Source organism: Nonomuraea sp. NPDC049758 (assembly GCF_040674635.1).
Classification (GTDB): domain Bacteria; phylum Actinomycetota; class Actinomycetes; order Streptosporangiales; family Streptosporangiaceae; genus Nonomuraea.
The window spans coordinates 699,084-718,353 of the sequence record NZ_JBFAMZ010000001.1 but is presented as its reverse complement, the minus strand read 5'-3'; the positions used below and the strand labels follow the sequence as shown (position 1 = coordinate 718,353).

The following is a 19,270-nucleotide window of genomic DNA, read 5'->3' as shown; positions in this document are numbered from 1 at the left end:
CCTCAGAGTTCACTGACCTGCCTTTCGATGGAGTCCAAGTACCCGGCCAGCGCGACGAGCCCGGCGTCGTCGGCCGGCGGCGGGCCGTACAGTGCGGCGCCGACCACCTGCGGGTCGTCGGCGATGCGCGCCGCCAGGGCCGCGACCAGCTCGTGCGGCCCGGCGCCCTGGGCCAGTCCCAGGCGGGGCGTGAGCCGGTCGACCGTGCCGGCGCGCAGCGAGTCGGCGGCCCGCTGCCTGGCCCGCCTGGCGCGGTAGAGCCTGCCGCGGCCCTCGACCGTCTCGGCGGCCCGCACGACGACGGGCAGCTTCTCGGTCACCACCGGCCCGAGGCGGCGCCCCCGCCAGAACGCGACGAGCGCCACGGTCAGGCAGGTCATCAGGATCGCCCACGGCACGCTCGGGGGCATCAGCTCGTACATCGATTTGCCCTCGGAGCCGGGCAGGTCGAGCGGGGGCGGATTGTCCGGGCGGACCAGCCAGGTGACGGGCCTGCCGGTGCCGACGAGGTTGAGCGCGAGGGCCGCGTTGCCGTCCTCGGGCAGGCGCAGGTTGGTCATGAACGCGCCGTCGCCGACGACCGTGGTGGTGGCGCCGTCGCCGGTGCGGTAGCTGACCAGGGAGTAGCCCTCGCCCGCCGGGTAGCAGGAGGCGGCGCCGGGCGGGCCGTTCAGCACCAGGCCGCCGACGTGCGCGCTGCCGGCCCGCGTGGCGGCGGGCAGCGCGCACCCGGGCTCGCGGGAGCGCACCCGCGACGGCTCGCGCTCGGTGCTCGTGCCGGGGGCCAGCACGCCGAGGCCGGGCAGGTCGCCGACGATCAGCCGGTCGCCGGGGATCTCGGCGAGCCGGTGCTCGTCGAGGTAGGTCAGGTCGGTGACCAGCAGCAGCCGGCCGCCGCCCGCGGCCTTGGCGGCGGCCGCCTCGACCGAGTCGACCCGGTCGACCTGGACGCCCCGCGCCCGCAGCAGCTCCGCCAGCGCCTTCGACCCGGCGAGCGAGGTGTCGGCGGGGTCGAGGAAACGCGAGGGGCCCCGCTGCGGGCCGAGCAGCACCGCGGCCACCGCGACCAGGACGACGACCAGGCCCAGTACGACGATCACGCGGCTCGCCCGCCAGGTGGAGCGGGCGGTGGGGGAGGTGGCGGCGGAGGGCCCGGCGCCCCCCGGCGCGGAGGTGGTGACCGGGGTGGTGGCCGGGGTGGTGGCCGGGGTGGTGTTCGCGCTCGGCGCGCTGCCGGCCGCGGCCGGCTCCGAGTTCCAGACGCTCACGACGGCCCGCCTCCCACGGCGAGCGGGACGGGCCGCGCCTGGCGCAGCCGCTCGTCCAGGTCGCTCATCGCCTGGTACGCGGCCTGCGTGCCGGGCACGCCGCCGTAGCTGACGTCGTCGAACGAGCGCGCGGCGGCGGCCAGCTCGGCGGCGAAGCCGGGCAGCGCCCTGCCCGCCTCGGCGGCCAGCTCGTCGGCCGTGCGGCCCGGCATGCCGTCCACCAGGGCGCGTTCCTCCAGGTCGCGGGCGATGGCGCGGAGGCGTTCGCGGATGGCCTGCGACCATTCGCCCTCGGCGGCCAGGCGTTCGGCGGCCCTGCGGTGCTCGGCGGCGTTGAGCAGGCGCTCGCCGTAGAGGCCGCCGACGGCCATGGCGTTCCGCCGGGCGGTCCTGCGCAGCCGCCAGCCGACCAGCAGGATCACGCCCAGGATGATGAGCGTGATCACGACCGCGGCGATGATCCCGCCGGCCGGGCCGCCGCCCGTCACGGCGTCGGTCAGGTCGCCGATGAACTGGACGAAACGCCGGTAGAGCTGGTCGAACAGGGATTCCTTCTCGTATCCGGGCTTGAGGAGCTCCTCGGCCGCCTTGCGCGCCGCCTCCTCCCGGCCGACCGGGCTCACGACCTGGCTGAGTTGGACGGGTGCCAGAGGTCGTCGGCCGAGGCGTGCACCCAACCCTGGCGCTGCTGCTCGATCGCCGCCGTCTGCAGCACGAGGTCGAACGCCTCGCCGCGCATGCGCCGGTCGGCGTAGAGCAGGCCGGAGACGCCGGCCTGGAAGGGATAGGCGAACATCGAGCTCAGCGTGGCGCCGGCGGCGATGAACACCGCCGCGACCACGGCCGAGCCGGGCGAGCCGCCGCCGAGCATGCCGATCAGCGTCCCGCCGAACGAGAACGGCACCGACAGCACCCCCGACACCAGGCCGACCAGCAGCGACGTCAGCAGCAGGATGCCGAGCACCCGCCAGAAGTCGCCGGTCACCAGGTGCCACGAGCGCCGCATCGCGTCGATCGGACCCCTGCCCTCCAGCACCACGGCGGGCGCGGCGAACGCGAAGCGCGTGGTGATGAACAGGTAGTACGGGATGAACAGCAGGACGAACAGCCCCATCACGCCGATGGTCAGCCCGACGCCCTCGGATGAGGAGACGTTCATCGCCAGCGCCACCACGACCAGCGCGAGGACGATCAGGGGCACGACCATCATGGCGGCCATCAGCCCGACGACCCCGAACAGCGCCGGGAGCCGGCCCTTGCTGAGGTGCCAGGCCTCGGCTGCGGTGATGTTGCCGCCGAAGACGGCCCGGCCGAGGATGCGCGTCAGCACGCCGGTCAGCACCGTGACGACGACGAACTGGATCGCGTACGAGACAAACATGCCGCTGTACTGGGCGACGAGGCCGTAGAAGCTGTCGAGACCGGCGGAGGCGGCCTGCGGGTCGTCGAGGATGTCACCCATCGAGCCGAGCATGACCGCCTGTCCCACGGCCAGCGGCACCGCGCCGAGCAGGGCGGCGACGGCGGACAGGCCGAGCACGGCCTTGGGGTTGGACCTGATCAGCTTGATCGTGCCGTCGAGGATGTCGCCGAGCCCCAGCGGCCGCAGCGGGATGATGCCGGGCCGCAGCGCGGGCGGCGGCATGTAGCCGTAGCCGGGCTGCTGGTAGCCGCCCTGCTGGTATCCCGGCTGTTGGTATCCGGGCTGCTGGTGGCCGGGCTGGGGGTACCCCGGTTGCGGATGACCGGACTGCGGGTGGCCCGGCTGGGGGTAGGGTGGCTGAGGCCCCGGCGGGCCGTAGGGCGGCGGCTGGGGGGCTTCGCCCTGCGGCTCGTACGGTTGGCCGTACGGCGTCTGCGTGGGCGATCCCGGCGCGGTCCACGGTGAAGCCTGCGGGGCGCTGTAGGGCGGGGGCTGTTCGGCAGACCAGCCTGGGGGCGTCTCGGGCGTGCGTCCGTGACCGTCTGACATATCCCAATCCTGGCACGCTGGGCGGGTGGCTGGTGTCACCGAGGTGATTCGCCGGCTCATCTTGCCCTCATTTATCGGCGAAACGGGGCAAGGAAGGCAGCCGGGGATGGCCGAAAGTCGCTCCGTTACCGCAGACTGGGTTTGTGGTTGCCGGGGGAACCTAAAATTCGCCTTTCGCAGGGCTCATGTCCCACACATGGGCCGACCAAGGGTAACCTTCAGCGATCGTGCGGGTATGTCCCACAATGCGTAGAACGAATGAGGGGCCATGAAAGGTCGCGTGCTGGTCGTCGACGACGACGCCGCTCTCGCCGAGATGCTCGGCATCGTGTTGCGCGGAGAAGGCTTCGAGCCGTCCTTCGTCTCCGACGGCGACAAGGCCCTCGACGCGTTCCGGGATACACGCCCGGACCTTGTCCTGCTCGACCTGATGCTGCCGGGCGCCGACGGCATCGACGTGGCGCGCAGGATCAGGGCGGAGTCGGGGGTGCCGATCGTGATGCTCACCGCCAAGAGCGACACGATCGACGTCGTGCTGGGGCTGGAGTCCGGCGCCGACGACTACATCGTCAAGCCGTTCAAGCCCAAGGAGCTCGTGGCGCGGGTGCGGGCGCGGCTGCGCCGCACCGACGAGCCGACGCCGGAGATCCTGCAGATCGGCGACATCACCATCGACGTGGCCGGCCACTCGGTCAAGCGCGGCGAGGAGACGATCAACCTCACGCCGCTGGAGTTCGACCTGCTCGTCGCCCTGGCCCGCAAGCCGCGCCAGGTCTTCACCCGCGAGGTCCTGCTGGAGCAGGTCTGGGGCTACCGGCACGCCGCCGACACCCGGCTGGTGAACGTGCACGTGCAGCGACTCCGCGCCAAGATCGAGAAGGACCCCGAGCACCCCGAGATCGTCGTGACGGTCCGCGGCGTGGGCTACAAAGCCGGCCCCGCCTAGCCTTCGCCCCGCCCCGCCATGCCCCCGACCAGAAAAGCCCGCCGACGGACGATCCGCCAGATTCTCGGCGGCGTCCGCCGGAGGGTGCGCCGTGCGGCGAGCCGGGTGCGCAGCGTGTGGCGGCGCTCGCTCCAGCTCCAGGTGGTCACCAGCACACTGGTGATCTCCGTGACCGTCGTGGTCGTCCTCGGCACGTTCCTGTCCGATGAGATCAACCGGTCCGTGGTCGCGAGCAGCCAGCAGTCGTCGCTCAACGAGGCGTACGCCGACCGGCTGCAGATCGCCGACGCGCTGATCCCGCCCTCCGACGACGGCGCCAAGGCCCCCGACACCGACCAGAAGGTTAACCCGCTCGACGAGGTCATGGACACCGTCACCGGGTCGGGCGAGGACGGCTCCAAGAAGCGCTACGACGTGCTCATACTCAACGAGGACGTGCCAGGCATGTCGCGGGCCTCGGGCCGGGTGGTGCAGGACGACGTGCCCGCCTCGCTCCGGCAGCGCCTGCAGAAGTACATGAACCGGGCCGAGTACGGCAAGACCGAGGCCCAGATCGAGTCGATCAGGTTCGCCGGGCAGAGCCAGGCCACGCTGACGTTCGTGGTCGGCGGCGTCGTGCACGAGCCCATGACCGGCGACGACTACCAGGTCTACCACTTCTTCCCGTTCAGCGAGGAAGAGCAGCTGCTGTCCAACGTCCGGCTGGCCATCGTCGTGGTGGGGCTCGGGCTGGTGCTGCTGCTGGCCGCCATCGCCTACCTGGTCGCGCGGCAGGTCGTCACGCCCGTGCGGCTGGCCCGCCAGGCCGCCGAGCGCCTGGCCGCCGGCAAGCTGGACGAACGCCTCAAGGTGCGCGGCGAGGACGACCTGGCCCGCCTGGCGAACTCGTTCAACGAGATGGCCGCCAACCTGGCGCTCAAGATCCACCAGCTGGAGGAGCTGTCGCAGGTCCAGCGCCAGTTCGTCTCCGACGTCTCCCACGAGCTGCGCACGCCGCTGACCACCGTCCGCATGGCCGCCGACCTGCTGTACGACGCCCGCGAGGACTTCGACCCCATGGCCGCCCGCTCGGCCGAGCTGATGCAGGCCCAGCTCGAACGGTTCGAGTCGATGCTGGCCGACCTGCTGGAGATCAGCCGCTACGACGCCGGCGCCGCCACGCTCGACGTCGACTCCGTGGACATGCGTGACGTCGTTCACCGGGCCATCGCCGACTCCGAGGCGCTGGCCGAGCGCCACTCCACCCGCTTCGACATCCGCCTGCCGCACGAGCCGTGCATGGTCGAGGTCGACAACCGCCGCGTCGAGCGCATCCTGCGGAACCTGCTGTTCAACGCCATCGAGCACGGCGAGGGCAGGGAGATCGTGGTGACCGTGGGGGCCGACCGGGACGCCGTCGCCGTCGCCGTGCGCGACCACGGGATCGGGCTCAAGCCGGGCGAGGAGACGATGGTCTTCGACCGGTTCTGGCGGGCCGACCCGTCCAGGGCCAGGACCATCGGCGGCACCGGGCTCGGCCTGGCCATCTCCCGCGAGGACGCCACGCTGCACGGCGGCTGGCTCCAGGCATGGGGGCAGCCGGGCGAGGGCTCGCAGTTCCGCCTCACGCTGCCCAGGCTGGCCGGCGCCGACCTGAAGGGCTCACCGCTGTCGCTGGTGCCGCCCGAGATCGAGATGCGGCGCACCTGGCGCAGCCACATGACGCCGGTGCTGCTCCCGGCCTCGGGGGACGGAGGCGGCCATGAGGAGGACTAGACGGGTGGGCGCCGCGGTCGCCCTCGTCGCGGCCGTGGCCTGCGCGGGCTCGGGGTGCACCGTGATCCCGGTGAGCGGGCCGTACACGGTGAGCGACACCGGGGGCGGCGATCCGCTGAACAAGCCGTTCCAGCGCATGATCGCCGTCCCGCCGCGCGACGACTGGGACCCCGAGCACCTCATCCAGGGGCTCCAGGCGGCCATGGCGGCCTACCCCGACGACCCCACCGTGCTGGCCAGGTACCTGACGCCCAAGGCCCAGGCCAAGTGGAAGGCGTCCGGGCCGGTGACGGTGATCGAGGACGCGTACCAGGTGGACCCCCCGGGGGAGGGCGACGAGCCGGAGACCTACGGGCTCAAGGGCAAGCAGGTCGCCCGCATCGACCCCGACGACGCGTACGTGCCGCTGTCGGGGAACGCGCCCGAGCGGCTGTTCGTGCTGAAGAAGGACGCCCGGGGCGCCTACCGGGTCGACGACCTGCCGGACGGGCTGCTGCTCACCAAGTCCGACGTGGCGCGGGCGTACCGGCTGACCAACCTGTACTACCTCAACGGCGCCCGCGAGCGCCTGGTCGTCGACCGGGTGTGCCTGCGGCTCAAGCCGACCGAGACCTTCGCCCAGACCATCGTCAAGCGGCTGCTCAAGGGGCCGAGCAGCGCGCTGCGCGGCGCCGTGGGCACCGTGTTCCCCGAGGGCACGCGGGTCGAGTCGGTCGGCACCGGCGAGGACCGCGTCCTGATCAACTTCTCGGGCCCGCTCCTGCCGCTCGACCTGGGCGAGAAGGCCGCCCTGGTGGCGCAGCTCAAGTACAGCCTGACCACCAACAAGGTCGCCAACAGCCGCACCATCGAGGTGCAGGTCGACGGCGAGCAGTACTGGACCGAGCCGCCCAACCTGGAGGCCCACTGGCTGGACAACGGCGGCCCCACGCCGTACTACACCAGCAAGGGTTCCGTGCACGTCATGAGCAACGAGGGCCCGGGCGTCGCCGTGTCCGGGCCGGCGGGGGAGGGGAACACCGACTTCAAGGCGTTCGCGCTGTCCACGCAGCAGACCGGCGCGATCGTCGCGGCGCGCACCTCCACCGGCGTCTCGATCGCCGGGCTAACCCCTGAGGGCCGCTGGCAGCAGGTCATCGAGGGCGCCGACCTCACCGACCCCACCTGGCGCCGCGACGGCTCCCTGTGGACGTTCGACCAGCACAACAAGGTGGTCCTGCGATACGACCCCAACGGCGGACGCGGCCCCGAGCGCGTCTCCGCCCCCGGGCTCGACGGCCTCGACGTCACCGCGTTCCGGATCGCCAGGGACGGCGTGCGGGTGGCCCTGCGCACCGGCAAGAACACCGTGCAGCTCGGGGCGCTGAGCGAGGGGCTCAACGGGCCCATGCTCGGCAACCTCCAGACGCTGACCTCGACGGAGGTCGAGTACGAGATCGAGGACATCGCCTGGGAGGACGACGAGCACCTGCTGGTCCTCATCAAGAGCAAGGCCGGGCAGATCCTGAACGAGATCGACATCGGCGACGGCGAGACCATCGGGATCCCGCTGAAGGACCGGCTGGCAGGGGTGACGGCGCTGAACGGGCGGGTGCTCGCGGAGGCGAGCACCGAGAAGGGCCCCAAGATCATCGAGCTCAACCAGGACCGCCAGGGCTGGACCAGCAAGATCGAACCCAACGCCAGGAACCCCTTCTTCCCTCTGGGCTGAACCCACCCCCCGAACCGCCTTCCACCTGGGTTCGGTCGTGCCTGGAGCGGTCCTCCGCCCGGACTGCGAGGGGCCCGGCCCCCTCCTGAGCTGGAGGCGGGTTCCGGAGCCGCGGAACTGTCGGTGCTGAGGGGCATGCTGGGGGCGTGTCGGCGGGGGTGCTTGATGTGTTTCTGCCGCAGTCCTGCGTGGGCTGCGGGCGTGCCGGGGCGCGGTGTTGCGCCGGGTGCGCGGCCGGGATGGCGGTCGCGCCCGCCAGGCGCGGGCCTGAGCCGGGCCCGCCCGGCCTGCCCGAGTGCTGGTCGGCCACGTCGTACGAGGGCGCGGCCCGCGCGGCGATCCTGGCGTACAAGGAGCGGGGGGCGGTGGGGCTGGCCGGCGTGCTGGCGCAGGTGCTGGCGTTCACCGTGCTCACGGCGCTGGGCGCGGCGGCCGGAGCGGGGGCCGGGTGGGCGCGGGGGCCGTTCGCCGTCGTGCCGGTGCCGAGCGCGAGGAGGGCGCTGCGGGTCCGTGGGCACGATCCCATGGGCCGGGTGGCGGTGCTCGTCGCCCGTCATCTGGTCGCGTCCGGCGTGCGGGCCGAGCCGTGGGCGGCGCTGCGGCAGGCTCGGCGGGTGGCCGACCAGGCGGGCCTGAGTTCCACGCAGCGCGCCGCGAACCTCGCCGGGTCCCTCTGTGTGGCCGGGCGCGCGAAAGGCCCTCCAGCGCCGTCTGCGGTGCTGCTGGACGACGTCCTGACCACCGGCGCCTCGCTCACCGAAGCCGCGCGAGCACTGCGCGCCGCCGGGCTGCGGGTGCCGTTGGCGGCCACCGTCGCCGCGACACGCCGAAGATCTTGAAACTGCTCTGCATCACTGTCGGTAAAGAAAGATCCAATTCTTGGGGACGTCTTGAAGGGGGGATGTCTCTTCCCGGGAACAAGAGGTGGCACAGCTCAGGCGACCGGAAGCCGCGTGGCCACAGGGGTTGGCGGCCGCCGGCGTGGGGGTCATTCGGACGTCCGGAACACCGGGAAAATCACGGAAAGTGATCCTTTGGTCGAGCCTCCGGCTGACATTCGCCCAGGATGCGGATAGCGTTCTGACATGGCACCCGTCCGGGTCCGTGGTTGCGCAGAGTCGGTGTCCCCGGCTCTGCTAGCCGAGGCCAGCCGCAGGCAAAACGGTCCACGTAAGGCGACTCTTTGTCGACCGATCACGGTGCGGCTTAGGGGTAAGTCCTGCCTTCCCGAGGGTCCAGATGTCCCTCGCCAGAAGAGAAGGGCAGTAGTGGCAACAGAGCTGCGAAATCCTCAGCAGGCGAATGTGGGGTCGAAGACCAGGTCGGCCGGACGGGTGCCACCCGAGAACCCGGTGACGTCGTGGCGGAAGAGGGTAGCGGTGACAGAGAGGCGGACAGGAAACCCCGTCCGGTACGCACATCGTCGGGCGCTCTTGCTCAGTCGTTAGACGAAGGGGGGCTGTTGCATGGACATCATCGTCAAGGGTCGGCACACAGGAGTGAGTGACCGGTTCCGAGACCAGGTGACGACCAAGCTGGCCAGGATCGAACGTCTGGACAACAAACTCATCCGAGTCGATGTGGAGGTGTCCAAAGAACGCAACCCTCGCCTCGCCGACCAGCGCGAGCGCGTCGAACTCACCATCCATTCGAAAGGCCCGGCCATCCGCGCCGAAGCCTCGGCCGACGACCGGTTCGTAGCCCTCGATCTAGCCCTCGACAAGCTGGAAGGCCGCCTCCGCCGGCTGGCCGACCGGCGCAAGGTCCATCACGGCAACCACTGCCCGCCCTCGGTGGCGGAGCTCACCGCGACGCTCCCTGATGTCGCCGGCCCGCCGTCCCGGGGAGCCAAGCCCGTCCCCGAGCCGGCCGAGTCCTACGAGGACCTGCCGGTGCAGGAGGACAAGCTCGACGACGACATCGTCCCGATCGAGATGGACGGCGACGGCCCGCTCGTCGTGCGGGAGAAGTTCCACAGAGCGGAACCCATGACCATCGACCAGGCCATGCTCGAGATGGAACTGGTCGGGCACGACTTCTACCTGTTCCGTGACAAGGAGAGCGGCCTGCCGAGCGTGGTCTACAACCGGCGCGGGTACAACTACGGCGTGTTGCGGCTCGTAGAGCCCTGATCGCACACCGGAAGATCTTCTCGACCACCCGAGGACCGTGCCATACGTGCCATCATGGCGGTCCGACGGCTCTGGCCCCCCGACGAGGAGGAGACGTGAGCGAGCTCAGTCAGGTTCAGATGAGCGAGCGAAGCGAGGGTACTGACGGGACAACCGCCATGCGGACCGCCGCTACGGCCCCGACCGGGCGTGACAGCGGAGCGGCCGTCCGATGAGCAGGTTCCCCGTGAGCAAGGCAGGCGCAAGTCGGACCGAGGAGGGCTCGTGACCGAGTCCGGCGAGGTCCGCACGGCAGACAGCGAGCCGATCCGCGTGCTGATCGTTGACGATCACGAGCTGATCCGGCGAAGCCTGGCGTTGACGCTGGCCGCGGAGCCCGACATCGAGGTGGTCGGTGAGGCGAGCGACGGGCAGGAGGCGGTCGAACTGGCCGATCGCCTCATGCCCGACGTCGCGCTGATGGACGTGCGCATGCCCCGGCAGGACGGGATCGAGGCGACCAAGAGCATCAGGGCGTCCGTCCCGAGCACCCGCATCATCATGCTGACGGTGAGCGACGAGGAGGAGGACCTCTTCGAGGCCATCAAGGCCGGCGCCACCGGTTACCTGCTGAAGGACGTGCAGATCAACGACGTGCCCGCCGCGGTGCGGGGCGTGCACGAGGGCCAGTCCTTAATCAACCCGGCGATGGCCGCCAAGCTCATCAGCGAGTTCGCGAACATGAGCCGCAAGGAGGCCGAACGCCCGCCGCAGCTCCCCGTCCCCCGGCTGACCGACCGCGAGATGGAGGTCCTGCGCCTGGTCGCCAAGGGCATGAACAACCGCGAGATCGCCAAGCAGCTGTTCATCTCCGAGAACACGGTGAAGAACCACGTCCGCAACATCCTCGACAAGCTTCAGCTGCACTCGCGGATGGAAGCGGTGGTCTACGCGGTACGCGAACGCATGCTGGAGATCACCTGACCCTGGCGCGGTCCCGTGCGGAGGCCGCCGGCCGCGCCCCCTGATGACGTGACGCCGGCGCGGGCTCGTCAGAGCGCTGCCGATCGCGTGATCACGTGACAGGGGCGGGCGCGGCCGGAGTGCCGGCCCGCTGATGAGCTACGGCCGGGGCGCGGTCAGGAGGTGGGCGAGCTCCGGAGGATCGGTGCGTTCGACGCGGACGGCGTCGCAGCCCACCCAATCGGCGGCCGACCACAGGGCGTCGCGGAAGGCGTCGGCCCACTTGGCCGGGGACAGGCCGGGCTCCAGGTGGACCTGACGGGCGACCAGGGTGGTGCCCTCACGAGCCGGGTCGACCCGGCCGATCAGGCGGCCCCCGGCCAGCACCGGCATCGTGAAGTAGCCGTGGACCCGCTTCTCCTTGGGCACGTAGAGCTCAAGCTGGTACTTGAAGCCGAAGACGCGCTCGGTGCGGCCGCGGTGCCAGATCAGGGAGTCGAACGGCGACAGCAGCGTCGTGCGGTGGCGGCCGCGCGGCTCGGACTCCAGCGCCTGCGGATCGGCCCACGCGTTGGCCTGGCCCTTCTTGGCCGGCCAGCCCGCCACCTTGACCGGCACCAGCCCGGCGGCGCCGCTGAGCAGGGCCTGGTCGAGCATCGCCGCGTACTTGCCCTTGAGCCGCAGGAAATCGAGCAGGTCGGTACGGTTGGCCACCCCGAGCGACCGGCCCGCGATGGCGGCCAGCAGGACGACGCACTCCTCGTCAGGCAGGTCGTCGGCCAGCAGGTCGGCGGGCACCACGCGCTCGGTGAGGTCGTAGACGCGGCGCCAGCCGACGCGGCGCACGCAGGTGATCTCACCGATGTCGAGCAGCCACTCCAGCCCGATCTTGGAGTCGGACCAGTCCCACCACGGGCCGCCGTTCTTGGCGCCGCCGACGTCGGACGTCGTGAGCGGGCCCGAGTCGCGCACCTGCTGCAGCAGCTTGTCGACGCTGTCGGGCACCTCGTGCCAGCGGTAGCGCCGGTCGCGGTAGGCGCGGCGCCGGAAGGCGTAGAGCGGCCAGTGCTCGATGGGCAGGATGCAGGCTGCGTGACACCAGTACTCGAAGCTCTGGGCGGGATCGTGCCAGTAGGCGCGCTCGACCGTGGGCCTGCCCACCGCGCCCAGGCGCGCGTAGGCGACCAGCTCGTGGGAGCGGGCCAGGACGGAGATCGTGTCGAGCTGTACGGCGCCGAGCCGGCGAAGCATGCCGCGCACCCCGCCCTTGCGCGCGTCGGCGCCGATGAGCCCCTGGGCGCGCAGGATGACCCGGCGCGCCTCGTCGGCGGTCAGGTCGGTCACGTTCGTCATGCGGCGAACCCCGCGAGGCTTTGGGGGACGGTAGGGCTATCCATGGGAGGAATTTAGCGGCGCCCACCGACAGAATCGGCCCGCTCCCCGGCACGCCCCGGCCGGGAAAGACGCGCCGGGCGAGGGGTGGGAGGGGCGGGGCCGGGTGGGGGCGACACGCCGATGTGCTGGGGTTGGGGAATTGGATGCCGAGAACAAAGAGTCCAGGAGGGGCCGGGCATGGGAACGGCGGGCGCCCGGTTCGTCGGGGCCCGCCGTGTGCCGGGTGGGTCAGCGGTGGTCTTCGGCGCGCATGCCGACGCGCGGCGCGTCGATCACCACGTCCGTGAAGATGTCGAAGACGAGGGCGAGGATGCCGCCGACGACGAACACGCCGGCGCCGACCCAGACCAGCGTCCAGTTGTCGGCCGTCAGCCCGAAGCCGGCCACGATGGTGCCCACCACCATGACAGTCACGGCCAGCCACGAGGAGGCGCGCCCGCCGTGGTTGCCGAGATTCTCCGTGTGCTCGGACTTCTTCCCCTCAACCATGACTAAATCCTTCCTTTGCCGGATATCCCGCTATTGGTGCGAACCGGCGCTCAACCGGCATACCCTCTGCCTTGGCCCCATTCTCCCAGACGTGTCCGGCGCCCTCGTCGTCACGGTGGCTGTGTCTGGTTGCGGAACCGCCTACGATGGCAACCGGGGAAGTTTGTCTCGGCCTCTCCTCCTGGCGGCGCCGCCGGGGTAGACCTGCGAGGAGCTTTACATAAAGTGGCAGCCATTCTCGACAAGATCCTACGTGCCGGCGAAGGCAAGACTCTGCGCAAGCTCAAGCGGATCGCCGATCAGGTCAACTCCATCGAGGACGACTTCACGAGCCTGTCCGACGCGGAGTTGCGCGCGCTGACCGACGAGTTCAAGCAGCGTTACGCCGACGGCGAGAGCCTCGACGACCTGCTTCCCGAGGCGTTCGCGACCGTCCGCGAGGCGGCCCGCCGCGTGCTCGGCCAGCGGCACTTCGACGTGCAGATCATGGGCGGCGCCAACCTCCACCTGGGCAACATCTCCGAGATGCGCACCGGTGAGGGCAAGACCCTGACCTGTACGTTGCCCGCCTATCTCAACGCCCTGTCCGGCAAGGGCGTCCACGTGGTCACGGTCAACGACTACCTGGCCAAGCGCGACGCCGAGACCATGGGCCGCGTGCACCGCTTCCTCGGGCTGGAGGTCGGCTGCATCGTGTCCGGGCAGGCGCCCGACGAGCGTCGCAAGCAGTACGAGGCCGACATCACGTACGGCACCAACAACGAGTTCGGCTTCGACTACCTGCGCGACAACATGGCGTGGTCGCTGGAGGAGTGCGTCCAGCGCGGCCACAACTTCGCGGTCGTCGACGAGGTCGACTCGATCCTCATCGACGAGGCCCGCACGCCGCTGATCATCTCCGGCCCCGGCGAGCAGTCGGGCAAGTGGTACAGCGAGTTCGCCAAGATCGTTCCGCGGCTGCGCAAGGGCGTCGAGGCGAAGAACCCGGGCGAGGAGAGCACCGGCGACTACATCGTCGACGAGAAGAAGCGCACGGTCGGCGTCCTGGAGGCCGGCGTCGAGAAGGTCGAGGACTGGCTCGGCATCGACAACCTCTACAAGCCCGAGCACACCCACCTGGTCGGCTTCCTGAACAACGCGCTCAAGGCGAAAGAGCTGTTCAAGAAGGACAAGGACTACATCGTCGCCGACGGCGAGGTGCTCATCGTCGACGAGTTCACCGGCCGCGTGCTGCACGGCCGGCGCTACAACGAGGGCATGCACCAGGCCATCGAGGCCAAGGAAGGTGTGAAGATCAAGGACGAGAACCAGACTCTCGCCACGGTCACCCTCCAGAACTACTTCCGCCTCTACGCCAAGCTGTCCGGCATGACCGGCACGGCCGCCACCGAGGCCAACGAGTTCCACCAGACGTACAAGCTGGGCGTCGTCCCGATCCCGACCAACCGGCCGATGGTCCGCAAGGACCAGCCGGACGTCGTCTACAAGACCGAGGACGCCAAGTTCAACGCGGTCGTCGAGGACATCAAGGAGCGTTACGAGGCCGGTCAGCCGGTCCTCGTGGGCACCACGTCGGTGGAGAAGTCCGAGCGGCTGTCCAAGGCGCTCAAGCGGCGCGGCGTGCCGCACGAGGTGCTCAACGCGAAGAACCACGCGCGTGAGGCGTCGATCATCGCCGAGGCGGGCCGCAAGGGCGCCGTCACCGTCGCCACGAACATGGCCGGTCGAGGCACCGACATCATGCTCGGCGGCAACTCCGAGTTCCGCGCCGACCTCGAACTGCGCCAGCGCGGCCTCGACCCGGTCGACACGCCGGAGGAGTACGAGAAGGCCTACCCCGAGGCGCTGGAGAAGGCCAGGGCGGCCGTCAAGGCCGAGCACGACGAGGTCACCCAGCTCGGCGGCCTCTACGTCCTCGGCACCGAGCGGCACGAGTCGCGCCGCATCGACAACCAGCTCCGCGGCCGTTCCGGCCGTCAGGGCGACCCCGGCGAGTCGCGCTTCTACCTCTCGCTCGGCGACGACCTCATGCGCCTGTTCAACGCGGCCAGGGTCGAGCTGATCATGAACAGGCTGAGCATCCCCGACGACCAGCCGATCGAGTCGGGCATCGTCTCCAAGGCCATCGCCTCCGCCCAGCACCAGGTCGAGCAGCAGAACTTCGAGATCCGCAAGGAAGTTCTGAAGTACGACGAGGTCATGAACCGGCAGCGCAAGGTGATCTACTCCGAGCGCCGCCGCGTGCTGGAGGGCGCCGACCTGCACGACCAGGTGCGCGGCTTCATCGGCGACGTGATCGACGGCTACGTCGCGGGCGCCACCTCCGAGGGCTTCGCCGAGGAGTGGGACCTCGACCGGCTGTGGAAGGCGTTCGGCGAGCTCTACCCGGTCACGGTCACCATCGACAACCTCGTCGAGGAGGCCGGCAGCCGCGAGGAGCTGACCGCCGAGTTCATCTCCGAGAAGATCAAGGCCGACGCCCTGGAGGCGTACGCCAGGCGCGAGGAGCAGCTCGGGGCGGAGGCCACGCGCAACTTCGAGCGTCAGGTCATCCTGTCGGTGCTCGACCGCAAGTGGCGCGAGCACCTCTACGAGATGGACTACCTGCGCGAGGGCATCGGCATGCGGGCCTACGCGCAGAAGGACCCGCAGATCGAGTACCAGCGCGAGGGCTTCGAGATGTTCTCCGCGATGCTGGAGGGCATCAAGGAGGACTCCGTCGGCTTCCTGTTCAACCTCGAGGTCGAGGTGCAGGAGAACCCGATCGTCGAGGAGGAGGACGCCGCGGTCACCGAGACGCGGTCGATCATCTCCACCGCCCTGCGCGCGCCGCAGCGCCCGGCCGAGCTCGAGTACTCCGCCCCCGGCGAGCAGGGCGACGTCGAGCACACGCGGGTGCGCACCACGTCGGCCGAGCGGGCCGCGTACGGGAACGTCGAGCGCAACGCGCCCTGCCCCTGCGGGTCGGGCAAGAAGTACAAGCGCTGCCACGGCGACCCGAAGAACGCCGTCTGACCCGCTGAGGCGGCCCTGAACGGGCCCCCGTCCCCCTGCGCGAGCAGGGAGGGCGGGGGCTTCGTCGTTCGTGCGCGGGGCGGCTAGGGGGCCGGCGGGGCGGGGGGTTCGTGGCCGGGGGTGGGGATGTTCAGGCGGCGGATCAGGAACGCGAAGATCAGATAATAGAGAACGAAATACAGCAGCCCGAAGCCGATGATCAGCCCGAGCCGGTGGGTGTTCGATTTGCTGGCGTTCAGCAGCATGTCAATGGCGCCGCCGGAGAAGGTGAAGCCGAGCCGCGCGCCCAATTCCGCCATCAGGGCCATCGACAGCCCGGTCAGCAGGGCGTGCACCACGAAAAGCACCGGCGCGACGAAAATGAAGGCGAATTCCAGCGGCTCGGTTATGCCGGTGATGAACGCCGTCAGCCCGGCCGACAACATGATGCCGCCCACGGACTTGCGGCGCTCCGGCGGGGCCGCCCGCCACATGGCGATGGCGGCCCCGAGCAGCCCGAACATCATGACGGGGAAGAAGCCGGTCATGAAGATGCCGGCGCCCTGCTCGCCGGCGAAGTAGCAGTTCAGGTCGCCGGCGGCGTCCCGGGTGGCGCCGTTCACGCCGGCGCGGCACTCGGGCAGGGTGAACCAGACGATGGTGTTGAGGAAGTGGTGCAGGCCGACGGGGATCAGCAGGCGGTTGGCCACGCCGTAGATGCCGGTGCCCACGGTGCCGTGGGCCGAGAGCCAGTCGCCCACGCCGGACAGCCAGTCGCCCACCGGCCGCCAGGCCAGCCCGAACACCACGCCGAGCAGCAGGGCGGCGACGGCGGTGATGATCGGGACCGAGCGGCGTCCGCCGAAGAAGGCCAGCCACGGGGGCGGCTTCAGCCGGTAGAAGCGCTGCCAGAGCAGCGCCGCGGTGATGCCGATGACGATGCCGCCGAGCACGCCGGTGGGGTTCTGGGCCCCCAGGTTGAGCATCGGCCCCTGCGGTGTGGTGACGACGACCTTGTCGTAGACCGCGCCGTGGCCCGCGTCGTAGAAGAGCGTGCGGCTGACGCGGTCGAACACCAGGTAGCCGACCAGGGCGGCGAGGGCGGTGGAGCCGTCGGACTTGCGCGCGAACCCGATGGCGACGCCGATCGCGAACAGGACGGGCAGGTTGTCGAACAGGGCGCCGCCGGCCGCGGCCAGGACGTTGGCGACGGGCAGCATCCAGGGCAGGAGGGCGCCGAGACCGTCCTTGCCGAGCAGGTCGTCCTGGCCGAAGCGGAAGAGCAGGCCGGCGGCGGGCAGCACGGCGATGGGCATCATGAGCGAGCGGCCGATACGTTGCAGCACCGCGAACGTCGCCGACCAGGGCGACGCGCCCATGGTCCTCACCCCCGCTCGGTGGTCCGTCAGCGGGGGAATGCCAGGTTCCTACCACGGCGGGCGTGGCGGAAAACGGCCGCTAGGTCTCGCCGGAGTCGAGGTCGGGCTCGGGTTCCCGGCCCGGCGTCATGATGTCGAACCTGCGGATGAGGAAGGTGAACACGACGTAGTACACGACGCCGTAGATCAGGCCGAGCAGCAGGATGCCGGGCAGGTTCTGGGTGTTGGACTTGCTGGCGTTCAGCAGCATGTCGAGCAGGCCCGCGGAGAAGCCGAAGCCGAGCTGCCCGCCGATGAGCGTGGTGAGCGCCATCGCCAGGCCGGTCAGGACGGCGTGCGCGACCAGCAGCGCGGGCGCGACGAAGATGAACGCGAACTCGATCGGCTCGGTGATGCCGGTGACGAACGAGGCCAGCCCGGCCGAGAGCATGATGCCGCCCACCGTGGCCCGGCGGTGCGGGGGCGCGGCCCGCCACATGGCCAGGGCGGCGGCGGGCAGGGCGAACATCATGACGGGGAAGAAGCCGGCCATGAACTGGCCGGAGTGCGGGGCGCCGCCGAAGTAGCAGTTCCAGTCGCCGCCCAGCACGTGACCGCCCACCTCGCACTGCGGCACGACGTACCAGACGACCGAGTTCACGAAGTGGTGCAGGCCGAGCGGGATGAGCAGGCGGTTGATCAGGCCGTAGATGCCGGTGCCGATCGGGCCGATGGCGGCCAGGGCCTCGCCGGCATGCCGGATCCACTCGCCGAGGACCGGCCAGAGCCAGCCGAACAGCACGCCGAGGAGCAGCGCGACGATGGAGGTGATGATCGGCACGAACCGGCGTCCGCCGAAGAAGGCCAGCCACGGCGGCAGCTTGATGCGGTGGAAGCGCTGCCACAGCAGCGCGGTGACCAGGCCCATCACGATGCCGCCGAGCACCTTGGTGGGGTTCTGCATGCCGTAGTTGATGACCTCTTTGATGCCCTGGTCCTGGACCTGGCGGATGGCCACGGTGTCGCGGATGTCGGAGCCGAAGAACATCACCTTGGTCACCCGGTCGAACACCAGGTAGCCGACGACGGCCGCGAGCGCCGTGGTGCCGTCGGCCTTGCGGGCGAAGCCGATGGCCACGCCCACCGCGAACAGCAGCGGCAGGTTCTGGAACAGCGCGTCCCCGGCCGCGGCCAGCACCTCGGCGACCTGGCTCATCCACGCGAACCCGGGCACGTCGGCCAGGCCGCCGGGGGCCGGGCCGTTGGAGCCCAGCATGTCGGGCTGCCCGAACCGGAAGAGCAGCGCGGCCGCGGGCAGGGCCGCGATGGGCAGCATCAGCGAGCGGCCCAGCCGCTGGAGCACGTTCATCACGCGTGCGAACGGCGAAGGCCGGGCGGCGGCGGTGGTCTCGTTCACCGGGCGTTCCTCCGGGGGGTGGGAGTCAGGCGTCCGCCGGGCAGGCCGTCCGGGCCCGGCGGAGTGGCCCTAGCCCCGTCTAACGGGCATTTCGAGGATGGTCCGCAGCTGATAGCGGTCAGCGCGGTAGGTGGACACGCCGAGCTCCGCGCAGACGCCGCCGGAGAAGGACCTGCGCTGGAGCAGCAGCACGGCGCCGCCGCGCGGCAGCTTCAGCAGGTCGGCGTCGCTCGGGTCGGCGATGCCGCCGTCGATGGTGAGCTCGCCGGCGTCCATGACCAGCCCGTAGCGGCTCTCCAGCAGCTCGTACAGCGATTTGTCCGACAGGTCGTAATCGGCCAGGTCGGGGGCGAGCTTGACCGGGATGTGCGCCCGTTCGATGGACAGCGGCTCGCCGTCGGCCGTACGCAGACGTTCGATGAAGTGCACTTCCTCACCCGGCTGGATCCCCAGCTCCTTGGCCAGGTGGGCGCTGGCCCGCACGATGCGGCGGTCGAGGTCGCGCGAGCCCGGGATCATCCCGCGCGCCCTCATGTCGTCGGTGAACGACGTGAGCTGCAACGCCAGCTCGATCTTGGGCCTGGCCACGAACGTGCCCTTGCCCGGCACGCGGTGCAGGCGGCCCTCGGAGACCAGGTGGTCGACGGCCTGCCGCACGGTCATCCTGGACAGGCCGAACCGCTGGCAGAGCTCCCGCTCGGACGGGATGGCCGCGCCGATGCTGAGCTCGTTGCTGTCAATGAGGTCCAGCAGGATCTCGCGAAGCTGGAAGTACTTGGGCACCGGGCTATCCGGATCGATGTGCGCCACGGATCCTCCCCTCGATCGGCAAAGAAGAAATCTGGATCTGGTGGTGCGGCAGTCTATGGGCAGATTTCTTGTTTGGTGGTC

General features: G+C 70.4%; 15 protein-coding genes. 7 read left to right on the top strand and 8 right to left on the bottom strand.

All coding sequences use genetic code 11. The features are described 5' to 3' along the window. Nucleotides 1-2 precede the first annotated feature (2 nt). From AB0J46_RS03325 to AB0J46_RS03315, 3 genes are read right to left on the bottom strand one after another with little or no spacing between them, the layout of a single operon-like run. Entirely contained in the window at nucleotides 3-1,268 is a 1,266-nt protein-coding gene (locus tag AB0J46_RS03325; protein ID WP_364325748.1) for a DUF4350 domain-containing protein, read from the bottom strand. After that, complete coding sequence (locus tag AB0J46_RS03320; protein ID WP_364325745.1) at nucleotides 1,265-1,891, bottom strand: DUF4129 domain-containing protein; 627 nt, start codon at nucleotides 1,889-1,891, stop codon at nucleotides 1,265-1,267. Before AB0J46_RS03320 ends, AB0J46_RS03325 begins: the two co-directional genes overlap by 4 nt. Next, nucleotides 1,888-3,240: a glycerophosphoryl diester phosphodiesterase membrane domain-containing protein gene (locus AB0J46_RS03315; RefSeq protein ID WP_364325742.1), complete on the bottom strand. Its 1,353-nt coding sequence runs from the start codon at nucleotides 3,238-3,240 to the stop codon at nucleotides 1,888-1,890. The genes AB0J46_RS03320 and AB0J46_RS03315 overlap by 4 nt, the downstream gene beginning before the upstream one ends. A gap of 268 nt (nucleotides 3,241-3,508) precedes the next feature. Between AB0J46_RS03315 and mtrA the strand changes: the two genes are divergently transcribed. The 6 genes from mtrA (at nucleotide 3,509) to AB0J46_RS03285 (ending at nucleotide 10,747) form a co-directional block, all read left to right on the top strand. Then, the gene (gene mtrA / locus AB0J46_RS03310) at nucleotides 3,509-4,186 is read left to right on the top strand and encodes an MtrAB system response regulator MtrA (RefSeq protein WP_043620615.1); all 678 of its coding nucleotides are present in this window, start codon (nucleotides 3,509-3,511) and stop codon (nucleotides 4,184-4,186) included. Nucleotides 4,187-4,270: 84 nt separating this feature from the next. Further along, the gene (gene mtrB, locus AB0J46_RS03305; protein WP_364325739.1) at nucleotides 4,271-5,941 is read left to right on the top strand and encodes an MtrAB system histidine kinase MtrB; all 1,671 of its coding nucleotides are present in this window, start codon (nucleotides 4,271-4,273) and stop codon (nucleotides 5,939-5,941) included. Beyond that, the gene (locus AB0J46_RS03300; RefSeq protein ID WP_364325736.1) at nucleotides 5,928-7,652 is read left to right on the top strand and encodes an LpqB family beta-propeller domain-containing protein; all 1,725 of its coding nucleotides are present in this window, start codon (nucleotides 5,928-5,930) and stop codon (nucleotides 7,650-7,652) included. The genes mtrB and AB0J46_RS03300 overlap by 14 nt, the downstream gene beginning before the upstream one ends. Nucleotides 7,653-7,891: 239 nt before the next feature. Further along, complete coding sequence (locus AB0J46_RS03295) at nucleotides 7,892-8,491, top strand: ComF family protein (protein ID WP_364325733.1); 600 nt, start codon at nucleotides 7,892-7,894, stop codon at nucleotides 8,489-8,491. A gap of 627 nt (nucleotides 8,492-9,118) precedes the next feature. Then, nucleotides 9,119-9,784: a ribosome-associated translation inhibitor RaiA gene (gene raiA / locus AB0J46_RS03290; protein WP_358282772.1), complete on the top strand. Its 666-nt coding sequence runs from the start codon at nucleotides 9,119-9,121 to the stop codon at nucleotides 9,782-9,784. A 264-nt stretch (nucleotides 9,785-10,048) separates the two neighbouring features. Beyond that, nucleotides 10,049-10,747 (top strand): response regulator transcription factor, encoded by a 699-nt coding sequence (locus tag AB0J46_RS03285; RefSeq protein WP_352326269.1) that lies wholly within the window; start codon nucleotides 10,049-10,051, stop codon nucleotides 10,745-10,747. A gap of 138 nt (nucleotides 10,748-10,885) precedes the next feature. Here AB0J46_RS03285 and AB0J46_RS03280 read toward each other — a convergent pair whose 3' ends face one another. Both AB0J46_RS03280 and AB0J46_RS03275 read right to left on the bottom strand, forming a co-directional pair. Further along, nucleotides 10,886-12,079, bottom strand: a complete 1,194-nt coding sequence (locus AB0J46_RS03280; protein WP_364325729.1) for a crosslink repair DNA glycosylase YcaQ family protein — start codon at nucleotides 12,077-12,079, stop codon at nucleotides 10,886-10,888. 270 nt (nucleotides 12,080-12,349) lie between these two features. Then, nucleotides 12,350-12,610 (bottom strand): HGxxPAAW family protein, encoded by a 261-nt coding sequence (locus tag AB0J46_RS03275; protein WP_357970282.1) that lies wholly within the window; start codon nucleotides 12,608-12,610, stop codon nucleotides 12,350-12,352. Nucleotides 12,611-12,835: 225 nt separating this feature from the next. Here AB0J46_RS03275 and secA point away from each other — a divergent pair, with 225 nt between their 5' ends. Beyond that, complete coding sequence (gene secA, locus AB0J46_RS03270) at nucleotides 12,836-15,625, top strand: preprotein translocase subunit SecA (protein WP_364325725.1); 2,790 nt, start codon at nucleotides 12,836-12,838, stop codon at nucleotides 15,623-15,625. 83 nt (nucleotides 15,626-15,708) lie between these two features. On the opposite strand, the gene AB0J46_RS03265 is transcribed toward secA, so the two are convergent. The 3 genes from AB0J46_RS03265 to AB0J46_RS03255 all read right to left on the bottom strand — a co-directional run bounded on the left by AB0J46_RS03265 (nucleotide 15,709) and on the right by AB0J46_RS03255 (nucleotide 19,189). Then, nucleotides 15,709-16,983 (bottom strand): PTS transporter subunit EIIC, encoded by a 1,275-nt coding sequence (locus AB0J46_RS03265; protein WP_364325722.1) that lies wholly within the window; start codon nucleotides 16,981-16,983, stop codon nucleotides 15,709-15,711. Nucleotides 16,984-17,062: 79 nt separating this feature from the next. Continuing rightward, on the bottom strand, nucleotides 17,063-18,379 hold the full coding sequence (locus tag AB0J46_RS03260; protein WP_358282778.1) for a PTS transporter subunit EIIC: 1,317 nt from the start codon (nucleotides 18,377-18,379) through the stop codon (nucleotides 17,063-17,065). Nucleotides 18,380-18,448: 69 nt separating this feature from the next. Beyond that, complete coding sequence (locus AB0J46_RS03255) at nucleotides 18,449-19,189, bottom strand: GntR family transcriptional regulator (RefSeq protein ID WP_357703032.1); 741 nt, start codon at nucleotides 19,187-19,189, stop codon at nucleotides 18,449-18,451. Nucleotides 19,190-19,270: the final 81 nt, after the last annotated feature.